General features: G+C 61.6%; 12 protein-coding genes. 8 read left to right on the top strand and 4 right to left on the bottom strand.

The genetic code is table 11. The features are described 5' to 3' along the window. Position 1 precedes the first annotated feature (1 nt). Both MU846_RS04745 and MU846_RS04740 read right to left on the bottom strand, forming a co-directional pair. On the bottom strand, positions 2-1,294 hold the full coding sequence (locus tag MU846_RS04745) for a hydroxymethylglutaryl-CoA reductase, degradative (RefSeq protein ID WP_246949048.1): 1,293 nt from the start codon (positions 1,292-1,294) through the stop codon (positions 2-4). An 894-nt stretch (positions 1,295-2,188) separates the two neighbouring features. Further along, positions 2,189-3,148: a hydroxymethylglutaryl-CoA lyase gene (locus tag MU846_RS04740; RefSeq protein WP_306799243.1), complete on the bottom strand. Its 960-nt coding sequence runs from the start codon at positions 3,146-3,148 to the stop codon at positions 2,189-2,191. Positions 3,149-3,313: 165 nt separating this feature from the next. On the opposite strand from MU846_RS04740, the gene MU846_RS04735 reads away from it, so the two are divergent. Next, on the top strand, positions 3,314-4,702 hold the full coding sequence (locus MU846_RS04735) for an aminotransferase-like domain-containing protein (RefSeq protein ID WP_246949045.1): 1,389 nt from the start codon (positions 3,314-3,316) through the stop codon (positions 4,700-4,702). Between the two features lie 21 nt (positions 4,703-4,723). Here MU846_RS04735 and MU846_RS04730 read toward each other — a convergent pair whose 3' ends face one another. Then, positions 4,724-5,620: a LysR family transcriptional regulator gene (locus MU846_RS04730; RefSeq protein WP_246949042.1), complete on the bottom strand. Its 897-nt coding sequence runs from the start codon at positions 5,618-5,620 to the stop codon at positions 4,724-4,726. Positions 5,621-5,751: 131 nt separating this feature from the next. Between MU846_RS04730 and MU846_RS04725 the strand changes: the two genes are divergently transcribed. From MU846_RS04725 to MU846_RS04715, 3 genes are all read left to right on the top strand, one after another. Next, positions 5,752-6,450, top strand: a complete 699-nt coding sequence (locus MU846_RS04725) for a CoA transferase subunit A (RefSeq protein ID WP_246949039.1) — start codon at positions 5,752-5,754, stop codon at positions 6,448-6,450. A gap of 34 nt (positions 6,451-6,484) precedes the next feature. Next, positions 6,485-7,144 carry a CoA transferase subunit B gene (locus MU846_RS04720; protein WP_246949035.1) on the top strand — a complete coding sequence of 220 codons (660 nt, stop codon included), beginning with the start codon at positions 6,485-6,487 and terminating at the stop codon, positions 7,142-7,144. A 190-nt stretch (positions 7,145-7,334) separates the two neighbouring features. Then, complete coding sequence (locus MU846_RS04715; RefSeq protein ID WP_246949028.1) at positions 7,335-8,507, top strand: acetyl-CoA C-acetyltransferase; 1,173 nt, start codon at positions 7,335-7,337, stop codon at positions 8,505-8,507. Positions 8,508-8,593: 86 nt separating this feature from the next. Here MU846_RS04715 and MU846_RS04710 read toward each other — a convergent pair whose 3' ends face one another. Continuing rightward, complete coding sequence (locus MU846_RS04710; RefSeq protein WP_246949024.1) at positions 8,594-9,277, bottom strand: TetR/AcrR family transcriptional regulator; 684 nt, start codon at positions 9,275-9,277, stop codon at positions 8,594-8,596. Between the two features lie 155 nt (positions 9,278-9,432). Here MU846_RS04710 and MU846_RS04705 point away from each other — a divergent pair, with 155 nt between their 5' ends. The 4 genes from MU846_RS04705 (at position 9,433) to coaD (ending at position 13,662) form a co-directional block, all read left to right on the top strand. Next, on the top strand, positions 9,433-10,875 hold the full coding sequence (locus MU846_RS04705) for a coniferyl aldehyde dehydrogenase (RefSeq protein ID WP_246949021.1): 1,443 nt from the start codon (positions 9,433-9,435) through the stop codon (positions 10,873-10,875). A gap of 17 nt (positions 10,876-10,892) precedes the next feature. Beyond that, positions 10,893-11,447, top strand: coding sequence for a Tat pathway signal protein (locus MU846_RS04700; protein ID WP_246949016.1), 555 nt, complete (start codon positions 10,893-10,895; stop codon positions 11,445-11,447). Continuing rightward, positions 11,444-13,078 carry a GMC family oxidoreductase gene (locus MU846_RS04695; protein WP_246949014.1) on the top strand — a complete coding sequence of 545 codons (1,635 nt, stop codon included), beginning with the start codon at positions 11,444-11,446 and terminating at the stop codon, positions 13,076-13,078. The genes MU846_RS04700 and MU846_RS04695 overlap by 4 nt, the downstream gene beginning before the upstream one ends. A gap of 95 nt (positions 13,079-13,173) precedes the next feature. Beyond that, positions 13,174-13,662: a pantetheine-phosphate adenylyltransferase gene (gene coaD / locus MU846_RS04690; protein ID WP_246949010.1), complete on the top strand. Its 489-nt coding sequence runs from the start codon at positions 13,174-13,176 to the stop codon at positions 13,660-13,662. Positions 13,663-13,683 lie beyond the last annotated feature (21 nt).

The raw sequence follows: 13,683 nt of genomic DNA, 5'->3' as shown, positions 1-13,683 counted from the left end.
CTCAGTTTTCGCCGCGCCTTTCTTTCAGCAGGGCTTCGGCGCGATCAGTACGCACGTCTTTCTCTTCCACCATCACGCTCACGACCCAATCCACTTCCTCGCCCTGAGCGCCGGCCAACATGGCAATATTGCGGGCATGCAGGCTCATATGGCCACGCTGAATGCCCTCGGTTGCCAAGGCTCGCAGCGCGCCAAGATTCTGGGCCAGGCCAACAGCGGCGGTGATCTCTGCCAGCTCCTGCGCGTTACCCACATCCAGAATGCGCAGCGCCAGCCGTGCCATCGGGTGTGTCTTGGTGGCGCCGCCCACCAGCCCGAGCGCCAGCGGCAGCTCCAGCGTGCCGACCAGATCGCCGTCACGATTCTTTTCCCAGGTGCTCAAGGAGGTGTATTGGCCGTGCCGGCAGGCGTACACATGGGCACCGGCCTCGATCGCGCGCCAGTCGTTGCCCGTTGCCACCACCACCGGATCAATGCCGTTCATGATGCCCTTGTTGTGTGTCGCTGCACGGTATGGATCAATCGCTGCCAGGGTATAGGCATCGACAATGCGCTCCACCACTTCTTCACCGGGATATTCATCGCTGGCAAGCGAGGCGGCACGAATCGTCACTTGCGCACGCGCCAGCCGCAGATCGGCCAGGTTGGAGAGAATGCGCAGCCGCACATGGCCACCGGTCAAACGCTCGATCAGCGGCGCGACGGATTCGGCCATGGTGTTGACGGTATTGGCGCCCATGGCATCGCGCACATCGACCAGCAGATGCAACACCAGCATGGCGCCACGGCCGCTGTCGGCAAACCGGTGCACTTCGATATCCCGGCAGCCGCCACCCACGCGATTGAGCATCTGATCCTTGCGATTGGCCAGCTCGACAATTTCATCGCGATGGCGCAGCAGGGTCAGCCGGGCATTGTCCGGATCAGCCACGCCCAACACCTGCACTTGCGCCCGCATCATCGGCGCCGTGCTGGAGGTACGAAAACCGCCCGTCTCACGCGCCAGCTTCGCCATAAAAGAGGCCGCTGCCACTACCGAAGGCTCTTCCACCACCATCGGGATCAGTACGTCGCGGCCATTGACGGTAAAATTGGCCGCAATACCCATCGGCAGTTCGAACTTGCCGACAACGTTTTCGATCATGCCATCCGCCAGCGCCAGTGGCAGCGCCGAGGGGGCTTGCAGCAGGGCAGCATCTTCGTCACTCAGCCCTGCCCGCTCACACAAACGGGCCAAACGCTCCGCTGGGGGCAAGGCGCGAAAATTGGGAATTCGGGAATCTGTTGTGGCCACTGGGCCCCTCCGTACTGATGCTTGTTGATATCTTGCCGGCTTCGCGCTGATTGCATGCCGATGCACTCACAACCTCCACACTACGCGGAGCGGGATCAGCCTTTGGGTACAGTTTGGGGCAACACCGCCAATGGCTGTTTTTCTGAATTATTCTTATAACTCACTGATAAATATCAAATAAACAGCAGATAAAGAAAACAAACCAGAACGAAAGGAACAGTCATCGGGTACAGCAAAACGTTATTTGGGAAGGAAGGTAACACTGCATCATCAAGGTGTAACGGCAAATAATTTTCGGAGTAAACCTGTTCACCCGAATGATGCCGTAAATAATCCTCGCGCCCGCCTCGGCAAGGTTACGCCGCCAAAAAAATTTCATCGCCGATTTCCGTGGAGCCATTTCCGATATCCGCGAAAGCACCGCTAGGTTGTCCAAAATACTGTTTTTTTGCCCCCCTCTCCCCTTGTGGGAGAGGGGCTGGGGGAGAGGGGGCGACGGATGTGCAGCTGTCACGATACCCGCTACATGTTGCACTACTTTCACTTATCTCAAGTAGAAATTTCCATAAAAACTCCACATCCCAAAAAAACCGAGCGCTAGTCAGTTTTGTTCGGGATCAAGTACCGGGTATAAATTTTCCTGCCACAATCTCCCCCTCTCCCCAACCCCTTATTCGCTTCGCTCACCCTCCGGGCCAGCCTACGGCTGTTCTGCGCTTCGCTTGTCCCACAAGGGGAGAGGGGCTAAAAAAGGCGCTCTCCCCTTGCGGGAGCGGAGAAAAAAACGGCGCTTGGGAAGCGCCGAAAAGAGAATAGCGTGCCGCAAATCAAGCGGCCGGTGTTCAGGCAAAAAATACGAAAACATCAGCAACAATATTCATCTCGATATCTTTTTCAGGACAGTGCACGCCCCACCGCCGATGCGGTGGCACGGCCCAGCGCCTGGGAAATGAACGCACCCGTCTCGACCAGTGCCGGCAGGTCAACGCCTGTCTGCATACCCAGGCCGCGCAACAGATACACTACGTCTTCACTGGCCACGTTGCCGCTTGCGCCTTTCGCATAAGGGCAGCCGCCGAGCCCCGCCACCGAGGTATCGAACACGCGTACACCGCTTTCCAGCGCCGCGACGACATTGGCCACGGCCATGCCATACGTATCGTGGAAATGCCCTGCAAGTTGTGTCACCGGCATGGTTGCCGCGCACGCCTGCAGCAAGGCGCGGATGTGTGCAGGCGTGCCCGCCCCTATCGTGTCGCCAAGGCTGACCTCATAGCACCCCCGCTCAAGCAGCCACTGCGCCACCTGCACCACCTTGTCGATCGGCACATCACCATCGTAAGGGCAGCGCACCACGCAGGAGATGTAGCCGCGCACACGCAACCCGGCCACCAGCGCAGCATCAATGACGTCGATGTACCGTGCGCGGCTTTCCTGGATGCTGCACTGGATATTGCGCTGCGAAAATCCTTCCGACGCAGAAAGAAACACGGCAATTTCCCGGCAGCCCGCCAGCATCGCCTGCTCCAACCCGCGCATGTTCGGCACCAGAACGGGCAAGCTGACATCCGGCATGATCGGCAAGCGCCGCATCACATCGCCGGTGTCTGCCATCGCCGGCACGCGCCGTGGCGAGACAAAGGAGCCGGCTTCGATAGTGGCCATGCCCGCTGCCGCCAAGCGGGTAATCAGCTCGATTTTTACATCCGTGGCGGGATAGCTTTTTTCATTTTGCAGGCCATCACGCGGCCCCACTTCCACCAGCCGGACGCTGTCCGACGAGAACGCCGGGCGCGCTGGCGCAATCATGCCGGCCGAGGCCACGCTGTCTGATGAAAGGGGTGCTGTTGTCATTTTTATCGCCTTTGCACAAATCATTTGTCAGGGAGTAGAGTAGGCTGCCGTGGGAACAGTTTAGGGTACAGTTGCCCAGAACAGTTCACCGGAACAGTTCGAGCCACACGGCTTGCGCTCACGCAATTTCCAGCACAGCAGCCACCTTCACAGCGGGAGCCCGGCATGGCAGTTTCAAAACCGGAACAGATAGCGCGTCACATCAGCCAGCAAATCAAATCCGGCGTATTGGCCCGTGGCGAGAAGCTGCCCTCTATACGTAACTACGCCAAGCTTTATGGCTACGCCAAGAACACCGTCATCACTGCATTCGAGATGCTGACTGCCTCCGGCTATATCGAGCCGCAGCACGGGCGAGGCTTTTTTGTCACCGGCGGCAAGGCGCGGCGCAACGAAGATGAGGCGCTCTCGATCAATCGCGCCATGGATACCATCTGGCTGATGCGCCAGCAGCTCATCAAAGATCCCAAGCACCAGCACCCAGGAGATGGCTTTCCGCCAAAAGATTGGCTAATGGACATGCGGCTGGACAAATTCCACCGGCAGGTGGTGCGCACCGGCGTGACCACCCTGTTTCGCTACGGCACACGCTACGGATACGAGCCGTTGCGCGAACAACTGGTGCGGCGCCTGGCCGGTTACGGCATTGCCTCGACCATGAAGCAGATCGTCACCACCCATGGCGCCAACGAGGCACTTGATCTGGTGATTCGTCATCAGGTGATCCCCGGCGAGCCGGTGCTGGTGGACGAGCCCGGTTACTACCCACTATTCGGCAAGCTGCGCCTTTACGGTGCCGATGTCATCGGCATCCCCAGGCTTGCCGACGGGCCGGATCTGGAGGCGCTGGAACAGGCCCTGCGCAAGCACAAGGCGCGGTTTTTCTTCACCCAGTCCTGCGGCCACAACCCGACCGGCACGGATCTTTCGGCAGAAAAAGCCGAGCGCATTCTGGCGCTGGCTCGCGAACATGACATGCTGATTATCGAAAACGACGCGCTGGCTGATTTCAAATCCAGCTCGGCTATCAAGCTCTCGGCTCTGGATCAGTTGCGGCGCACGATTTATATCGGCAGCTTTTCAAAATCCATTTCCGCTTCGCTGCGAATCGGGTTTCTGGCCTGCGATCCACCGCTGGCAGACAGCCTCGCTGATCTGAAGATGCTGCTGCATGTGAGCAATTCCGAATACAGCGAGCGAGCGGTGGAAGTGATCTTGCGCGAGGGCAATTTCCTGCGCCATGTGCAGCGGCTGCAAGAGCAGGCCGGCGAGGCTACGGAGCAGGCAGTGAAAACCCTGCACGCGCTGGGCGCAGAAGTGTTCGGCACACCACGGGAAGGGCTGTACCTGTGGGCGCGCTTTCCCGGCTCACCGGATAGTCTGGCACTCGCACGGGAGCTGCTGGCCCATGACATGATGATCGCGCCCGGCGCGTTCTTTTATGTGGACAGCCACCATAAAACGCCGTGGTGCCGCTACAACGTCGCCGAGGTCATCAAGCCGTCTTTCAGTGACACCTTGCACACCTATCTTGCCGCCCAGCGCGACGGCTGATTGCGCTTTCCGCCGTGCCGCTCATACCGGCAGATCGAATTCGCCCACCGCCGCCTGCAAGGTCGCACAAAAAGCATTCACCGCGCTGGAGCGCTCATCGTTACCGGTGAGCAGCCCCACATTGCGTTCGATAATCGGCTCGCGCAGGGCAATACAGCGCGCACCCAGCTCATGCATCTGCCGGGCACACAGCGCTGGCACCGCACTGACACCCAGCCCGCAGGCCACCATGCGGCCCACGGTCGCCAGCTGATGGCTCTCGATCTCCACCGGCAGGGTGCGGCCATGCTCCGCCAGCCGGGCCTCCAGCATGGCACGCACGGCCGAGGGCGCCTGCAAGGCAATGAACGGCCGCTGCAACAACGCCGCCCAATCGGTGGCGTCGGTTTCCGCCAACGCATCGTCCGCCGGCACCACCGCCACAAACCGATCCCGGTAAAGCGGCGTGAACAGCAGCGGTACCGACTCCGCCGGCTCGAAGGCAATGCCGATCTCCACCCGCCGCGCCTGCACCATATCGATCACCCGCTCGTTGATCACATCGTGCACGCGGATACGAATGTTCGGGTGCTGCTCCCGGAATCGGCGCAGCACAGGCGGCAGCAGGTTGCCGGCGAAGGACGGCATCGCCGCCAGCGACACCTCGCCCTGCTGCACGGCGAAGCGCCGTTGCAAGGCGCGCTCGGCATCGGCCCAATCCGCCAGCAGGCGCCGCGCCAGCGGCAACAGCGCCTCGCCCTCCGGCGTCAGCCGCACGCTGCGCGTGGTGCGGGTGAACAGCCGCCCGCCCAGGCGCTCCTCCAGCGATTTGATCGCCAGGCTCAGTGCCGATTGCGACAAATGCAGGCGCTCGCACGCCTGCGCAAAGCTCAGTGTCTGCGCCACCGCCAGAAACGCCCGCAGCTGCCTGACCGTCATATCCGCCTCATTGATTGGTTTTTCTGCATAATCACCCACAAAAACAAACTTAACAAATGAATCTTCCGCCGCAACACTGGCTTTTCAGCTGCCATGGCAGCCACTCCCAACAACAACGCGAGGCAACAACAGTGGCGGGATTCGATAAACGAGTGGCCTCCCTGGAGGAGGCGCTGGACGGCCTGGAAGACGGCATGACAGTGATCGCAGGCGGTTTCGGCCTGTGCGGCATCCCCGAAAACCTGATTCAGGCGATCCGTGATCGGGGCACACGCGATCTGACAGTGGTCTCCAACAACTGCGGCGTAGACGGCTTCGGGCTGGGCGTGCTGCTGGAAGATCGCCAGATTCGCAAGATCATCGCCTCTTATGTCGGTGAAAACGCGATGTTCGAGCGGCAAATGCTCGATGGCGAACTGGAGGTGGAGCTTACCCCCCAGGGCACGCTGGCAGAAAAGATGCGCGCTGGTGGCGCCGGCATTCCGGCGTTCTACACCGCCACCGGCTACGGCACACCGATTGCCGAAGGCAAGGAAACCCGTGTGATCGACGGGCGTGATTATGTGCTGGAGCACGCTATTCGCGGCGATTTTGCCATCGTCAAAGGCTGGAAGGCCGACTGGTACGGCAACGTGATCTATCGCCACACGGCGCAAAACTTCAACCCGCTGGCCGCCACCGCTGGCCGCATCACTGTGGTGGAAGTGGAAGAAATCGTGGCGCCCGGCGAGCTGCCCCCCAGCCAGATTCACACACCCGGCATTTATGTGGATCGGCTGCTGTGCGGCACCTTCGAGAAACGCATTGAGCAGCGCACTCTGTCGGCCTGAGCCGCAGCCCCCAAATTTTTCAGGAGGTGCTTCCATGGCACTGACACGCGAACAAATGGCGCGCCGCGTCGCGCTCGAATTGCAGGATGGTTTTTACGTCAACCTGGGCATCGGCATCCCGACACTGGTGGCCAACTACATTCCCGACGGCATGCAGGTGATGCTGCAATCGGAGAATGGCCTGCTCGGCATGGGGCGCTTCCCCACCGAAGACGAGCTGGATGCAGACATGATCAACGCCGGCAAACAAACCGTTACGGCGGTGCCGGGCGCGTCGATTTTCTCCTCGGCGGAATCCTTCGCGATGATTCGCGGCGGCCATATCGACCTGACCGTGCTCGGCGCCTTCGAGGTGGATGTGCAAGGCAACATCGCCTCATGGATGGTGCCCGGCAAGCTCATCAAGGGTATGGGCGGCTCCATGGATCTGGTGGCCGGTGCGGAAAATATCATCGTCACCATGACCCACTGCTCCAAGGACGGCCAATCGAAACTGCTACCGGAATGCACGCTGCCGCTCACTGGCGCTGGCTGCATTCGCCGTGTGCTGACCGATCTGGCGTATCTGGAAATCATCGACGGCGCTTTCCATCTCAAGGAGCGGGCGCCAGGCGTGACGGTGGAAGAGATTGCCGAGAAAACAGCCGGCAAGCTGGTGATTCCCGATCACGTGCCGGAAATGTCATTTGCCTGACGCACGGCTTTTTTGACAGGGCACTTCTGTGAAAGTGCCTTGTTCAAAGTGCATCATGAAACGCGCATCATGAGAAACACGTTGTTAAAAGTGCCTCACTGAGAGCGGCGCCAATCAGAAGTGCCGCTTTATGAAGCGCCTTTAACCCAAAATGACTGTTATGAAAGTGCCTCTATGAAGGAGCATCACCATGCATGAAGCCGTGATCGTTGCTGCCACGCGCACGCCGATCGGCCGTTTTCAGGGCGCGCTGGCCAGTGTCAGCGCTGTCGAGCTGGGCGCCGGCGTGATCCGCAGCCTGCTGGCCACCCTGCCCGAGCTGTCGGTAGATGAAGTGATCATGGGCCAGGTGCTCACCGCCGGCGCCGGGCAAAACCCGGCCCGGCAAGCCGCCATTCAGGCCGGCCTGCCGGTGGATGTGCCGGCCCTGACGCTGAACAAAGTCTGCGGCTCCGGCCTCAAGGCCGTGCAGCTGGCCGCCCAGGCCATCCGCGCCGGCGATGCCGACGTCATTATTGCCGGCGGCATGGAAAGCATGAGCCAGGCGCCCTATGTGCTGCCCAAAGCACGCACCGGCCTGCGCATGGGCCACGGTGACGTGATCGACAGCATGATCCGCGATGGCCTGTGGGACGCATTCAACGATTACCACATGGGCGTCACGGCGGAGAATCTTGCCGAGCGTTTCGGCATCAGCCGCGAGGCTCAGGATGCTTTTGCGGCAGAATCGCATCGCCGCGCCGTCGCTGCCATTCAGGCCGGGGCTTTTCGTGATGAAATCACGCCCGTAACCGTGCGCAACCGCAAAGGCGAAACGGTGGTCGCCACTGATGAACAGCCCCGCGACGACGTTACCGCCGAAAGCCTGGCCGGCCTGCGCCCGGCCTTCGCTCGCGATGGCAGCGTCACCGCCGGCAACGCCTCCAGCCTCAACGACGGCGCCGCCGCCGTGGTGGTCACCAGCGCCGCGCTGGCGCAACGCCTCGGCTTGCCGGTGCTGGCGCGCATCAGCAGCTATGCCAGCTCGGGTGTTGATCCGGCCATCATGGGCATCGGCCCGGTCAGCGCCACCCAGCGCTGCCTGAAGCGCGCCGGCTGGGCGCTGGATTCACTGGATCTGATCGAAGCCAACGAAGCGTTCGCGGTGCAAGCGCTCAGCGTCGGGCAGCAACTCGGCTGGCAGGCAGAAAAAGTGAACGTGAACGGCGGCGCCATCGCGCTGGGCCACCCCATCGGCGCCAGCGGCTGCCGTGTGCTGGTGACACTGCTGTACGCGATGCAAAAACGCGCAGCGCAACGTGGCCTGGCAACGCTGTGCATCGGCGGCGGCCAAGGTGTGGCACTGGCGGTAGAGCGCGTCTGAGTGCCTGCGGGTTGCTGGTGCTGGTCCAACTTGCCGGTGCGGGCTGCGGGCAAGCGTAACGCGCCCCGGCGCACCAGCCAGCCGCCTCAGTTCGCCGGTGCGAACAGCAAATCCAGCGTATCACCACTGCCCGAGCGGTAACGCGCCTTGATCTCCTCAAGGCGCGTGGCCGCTTCGCCGCGCAAATAAGGCGCCTCCAGACACACGATCTGATAAATCCCCTGCTGCACCAGTGTGCGATCCAGCGCCTCGCTTTGCTGCGCCGGCGGCACCAGGCTTTGCACAAAGCTCGCCCATGACACCGCCAGCACCCAGGTATTCACCAGCAGCGCCCGCATGGATTCGTCATCCACCTCCACCAGCCCGGCGCCGCGCAAGCCCTGATACACCAACAACCCGCGATCCAGATTCTGGCGCACAAACAGGCTATAGCGCTCGCGCAGGCGCACATCCTGGTTCAGCAGATGGCCAAGATCACGGTGCAGAAAACGCGCTCCCCACATGCTCTGCAAGATCGCCTCGAAATAGCCGATCTTGTCTTCCCAGGTCAGCGGCCGGCCATCCGGCACCGCCAGAAAGCCCGCCACAATCTGCTCGTAACGTCCGAACAGCTCGAACACGATCTCGGTTTTGTTGCGGAAGTGGTAATAGAGATTGCCGGGGCTGATGCCAAGCGCTTCGGCAATGTGATTGGTGGTCACATTGCGCTCGCCGTGCAGGTTGAACAGAGAGAGGCTGGTATCAAGAATGCGTTCGCGCGTGCTGGTCATTTCGGGTCAAAACACTGCCGGCAAAAGGGGGTGATTGACAGCTAGAGTAATTACTCTAAGAATCGATGACAACCTGATACACCGTGTAGATATCACAACAAAACCCGCTGCCCGCTGCATGAGCGGCACACATCGGGCCCACTGGGAGAGTCATCATGGTCGCCGAAGTGAAGTCATTGCACACCCATCAGGAAGATGTCAGCCAACTGCGCGCCCTGTTCGACGCTCAGCGTGCGGCATTTTTCAAGCAGCCTTATCCCACAGCGGACGAGCGCATCGAGCACCTGGATCGGCTCAAGCCGCTACTGCTCGACAACATCGACGCCATCACCGCCGCATTGAAGGCGGATTTCGGACATCGCTCGGAAGATGAAACCAAGCTGGCCGAAATTCTCACCAGCCTGGAAGGCATCAAGTATTATCGCAAGCGCCTGCGCAAATGGATGAAGCCGCAAAAGCGCGGCGTCGGCACCATGGGCTTTCCCGGCTCGGCCTCCGTACTTTATCAGCCACTGGGCGTCGTGGGCGTGATCGTGCCGTGGAACTACCCGCTGTATCTTGCACTCGGCCCGCTGATCGCCGCACTGGCTGCGGGTAACCGGGTGATGATCAAGATGAGCGAATTCACCCCGCATATCGGTGAGCTGCTGGCGCAGCTGATTGCCAAGACCTTTGCCGAGGATCACGTCACCGTGATCAATGGCGAGATGGAAATGGGCGCGGCGTTTTCCAAACTGCCGTTTGATCACCTGCTGTTCACCGGCTCCACCTCGGTCGGCCGGCACATCATGCGCGCTGCGGCCGAGAACCTGACGCCGGTGACGCTGGAACTGGGCGGCAAGAGCCCGGCGCTGATCAGTGATGATTTCCCCATCAAGGATGCCGCCGAACGCATTGCCTTCGGCAAGTGCTTCAACGCCGGGCAAACCTGCGTAGCACCGGATTATGTACTCTGCCCTGCCGACAAGATCGACGACTTCGTCGAGGCGTTCCGCCAGCAGGTGTCCAGCATGTACCCGACCATGCTCGACAACCCCGATCTCACCAGCGTCATCAATGAGCGCCAGCACCAGCGCCTGCGCGGCTACTTGCAGGACGTGCTGGAGAAAGGCGGCCGCCTGGTGGAAATCAACCCCGCCAACGAAGATTTCCAGAATAGTCGCAAGATTCCGTTCACGCTGATACTCGATAGCTCCAGCGACATGAAGATTACCCAGGAGGAAATCTTCGGCCCGCTGATGATCGTGCAGCCCTATCGCAATCTGGATGACGCCATTCACACCATCAACGCCGGCCCGCGCCCGCTGGCACTATATTATTTCGACTGGAACACCGAGCGCGCCAACCAGGTGCTGACGCGCACCCACTCCGGCGGCGTGTGCCTGAACGACACCATGAGCCACGTCGGCATCGACGACTTGCCGTTCGGCGGCGTGGGCGACTCCGGCATGGGCCATTACCACGGTCATGAAGGGTTCCTGACGTTCAGCAAGGCAAAGGCGGTGTTTCGCAAGGGGCGCATCAATCCGACGCGCAATATCCTGCCGCCGTTTGGCCGCGGCATGCATCGCTTCATTTACAAATTCCTGCTCCGGTAACCAGCGGATCACCGATAATGACAACAATCGACTCCCCCAGCGCCGGCATCAGCCGGCGCGACTTCATCCGTTTTGGCCTGATCGGCGGCGCCGTGGTGGCCTCCGGTGCCACCTTGTCCACCCTGACAGGCTGTGCCCGGGAGAGCCAGCCCGCCAGCGGTTTCCGGCATTTGCGCGACAGCGACCTGACGCTGCTGCGGCCGCTTGCTCCCTGGTTGCTTGCCGGCGCCTTCGAACCGACGCCGGCAAACGTCGATCACGCGCTGCGGCAGATGGATCTGCTGCTCGACAGCGCCGTGCCCGGCGCCCGCGCCGAACTGTATAAATTGCTCGATGGCCTGCACTTGGCCCCCATGCGCTGGTTTCTCACCAGCAGCTGGCGCGCCTTTGACAAGCAAACACCCGAACAGCTACGCGATACCGTGCGTAACTGGTCGGAACGCGGCATCGGTCTGTCGCGGCTGGCCTTGCGGGCGATCTGCCAGCCGCTGGTGTGGGGCTGGTATCTCACAGAAGAAGGCGTGCGCCATACCGGCTATCCGGGCACGCCGAAGAAAGTGGTGACGGCATGAAGCAGGACCTTTCTCAACTGACGATTCAGGGCATCCCTGATCCCTGGCAGCTTGGCGCCCGTGACGGCTGGCACATCATCGACGGCGCCGCGCTGGAGCAGGATCTGACACTGGAAGGCGATGTGGTCATCGTCGGCACCGGCGCCGGTGGCGGTGTCAGCGCTGAAATTCTCACCCAGGCCGGCCTGAAAGTGATCCTGATCGAAGCCGGGCGCCTCAAAAGCAGCGATGCCTTCAATATGGACGAGGCCGAAGCCTACCGCGATCTGTATCAGGAAGGCGGCACCCGCACCACCAAGGATGCCGGCATCTCCATCCTGCAAGGCCGCGCCGTGGGCGGCACCACCGTGGTCAACTGGACCTCCAGCTTCCGCACACCGGATCAGACACTCACCCACTGGCAGCAGGCGCACGGCGTAGAAGGCATGTCGCCCGAGCAGATGGCGCCGTGGTTCGAGCGCATGGAAAAGCGGCTCAACGTCGAACGCTGGCTGATGCCGCCGAATGCCAACAACGACGTGATCCGACGCGGCGCGGAAAAGCTGGGCTGGCACTGGGATGCTATTCCGCGCAACGTGAACGGCTGCTGGAACATCGGCTACTGCGGCACCGGCTGCCCCACGAACGCGAAAATGTCCATGCTGGTCACCACCCTGCCGGAGGCGATGAAAGCCGGCGCCACGCTGCTACACAGCACCGAAGCCGTCACCCTTGCGCACGACGGCACCCGCGTGACGGCGGTAAACTGTCAGGCAATGGGCACCGACCGCCAGCCCACCGGCCGGCGCGTCACCGTGCACGCACCCACCGTGATCGTAGCCGGTGGCGGCATCAACACGCCCGGCCTGTTGCTGCGCTCGAAAGTGCCCGACCCGCACCAGCGCGTCGGCCAGCGCACCACGCTGCATGTCGTCTCGTGCGCCTTCGGCATCTTTGAGGACGAAGTGGCCGGCTACTATGGCGCGCCACAATCACTGTATTCCGACGAATTCGTCTGGCGCGACGGCGTCACCGGCAAAGTGGGCTACAAGCTGGAAGCACTGCCCGTCCACCCCGGTATCACTTCCGCACTGCTGGATACGTTTGGTGACCGCCTGCACGAAGAAATGGCGGCCATGCCGAACCTGGCCGTCAGCCTGGCACTGATGCGCGATGGCTTCAACGATGCCAATCCGGGCGGCACCGTGGAGCTGCGTGCCGATGGCACCCCGGTGGTGGACTACCCCATCAGCGACTACCTGCTGGAAGGCGCCCGCCACAGCCTGCTCAGCCAGGTGGAGATGCTGTTTGCGGCCGGCGCCCGGCAGGTGCGCGCACGACACTCGGATGCCCGTATGCAGGGCAGCTGGGCGGAGGCCCGCGACGCCATCAATCAATACACATTCGCGCCGCACTATGTGCCTTTCGGTTGCGCGCACGTGATGGGTGGCTGCGCCATGGGCAGCGACGAGAAGGTCGCCGTGGCGCACAGCGATGGTCGCTATCGTCATCTGGACAATCTCTACCTATTCGACGCCTCGGTGTTCCCCACCAGCATCGGTGCCAACCCCCAGCTGAGCATCTATGCCGTCACCGCACGCAACGCCAGCCTGCTAGCGGAAAAGCTCCGGCCGGGCCACCAGGCCGGCTGAGCAAGAACCGCCCCGATGCCGGGGCGGTGCATTTCAGATTGCCATCGGCTTCCGGTATCCTTCGCGGCATTATTCCGGCGAGTGAGTTTTGCGCTATGACCAACCGAGTCGTCTACCCAGGCACCTTCGATCCGATCACGAACGGCCACAAGGACCTGGTAGAGCGGGCCGCAGCGATGTTCGACGAAGTTATCGTCGCCATTGCCAGAAGCGAGAAAAAAAGCCCGCTGTTCGATATTGACCGCCGCGTGGAGCTGGCGGAGGAATGCCTGGCCCACCTGCCAAACGTGCGGGTCGTCGGCTTCTCCAAGCTGCTGGCCTTCTTCTGCCGCGACGAGGGCGCCAATATCCTGCTGCGCGGCTTGCGTGCGGTATCGGATTTCGAGTACGAATTCCAGCTCGCCAACATGAACCGTAAACTGGCCCCCGAGCTTGAAACCGTGTTCCTGACACCGGCCGAGCACCTCTCCTTCATCTCCAGCAGCCTGGTGCGCGAAATCGCCCTGCTGGGCGGCGATGTGAGCCAGTTCGTGCCGCCACCGGTGGCTGCTGCGCTGGCGGAAATCCGTCAACAATCGGAGTAACGCCCCCTACAATTGCCTGAG

The organism is Alcanivorax quisquiliarum (assembly GCF_023051175.1).
Lineage (GTDB): Bacteria > Pseudomonadota > Gammaproteobacteria > Pseudomonadales > Alcanivoracaceae > Isoalcanivorax > Isoalcanivorax quisquiliarum.
The sequence above is the reverse complement of the archived record's forward strand: the minus strand, read 5'-3'. Positions and strand labels throughout refer to the sequence as shown.

Coding starts and splice junctions, on each gene's coding strand:
- MU846_RS04740 (WP_306799243.1), bottom strand. CDS start 3,148: ATGACAACAGCACCCCTTTCATCAGACAGCGTGGCCTCGGCCGGCATG.
- MU846_RS04735 (WP_246949045.1), top strand. CDS start 3,314: ATGGCAGTTTCAAAACCGGAACAGATAGCGCGTCACATCAGCCAGCAA.
- MU846_RS04730 (WP_246949042.1), bottom strand. CDS start 5,620: ATGACGGTCAGGCAGCTGCGGGCGTTTCTGGCGGTGGCGCAGACACTG.
- MU846_RS04720 (WP_246949035.1), top strand. CDS start 6,485: ATGGCACTGACACGCGAACAAATGGCGCGCCGCGTCGCGCTCGAATTG.
- MU846_RS04715 (WP_246949028.1), top strand. CDS start 7,335: ATGCATGAAGCCGTGATCGTTGCTGCCACGCGCACGCCGATCGGCCGT.
- MU846_RS04710 (WP_246949024.1), bottom strand. CDS start 9,277: ATGACCAGCACGCGCGAACGCATTCTTGATACCAGCCTCTCTCTGTTC.
- MU846_RS04705 (WP_246949021.1), top strand. CDS start 9,433: ATGGTCGCCGAAGTGAAGTCATTGCACACCCATCAGGAAGATGTCAGC.
- MU846_RS04700 (WP_246949016.1), top strand. CDS start 10,893: ATGACAACAATCGACTCCCCCAGCGCCGGCATCAGCCGGCGCGACTTC.
- MU846_RS04695 (WP_246949014.1), top strand. CDS start 11,444: ATGAAGCAGGACCTTTCTCAACTGACGATTCAGGGCATCCCTGATCCC.
- coaD (WP_246949010.1), top strand. CDS start 13,174: ATGACCAACCGAGTCGTCTACCCAGGCACCTTCGATCCGATCACGAAC.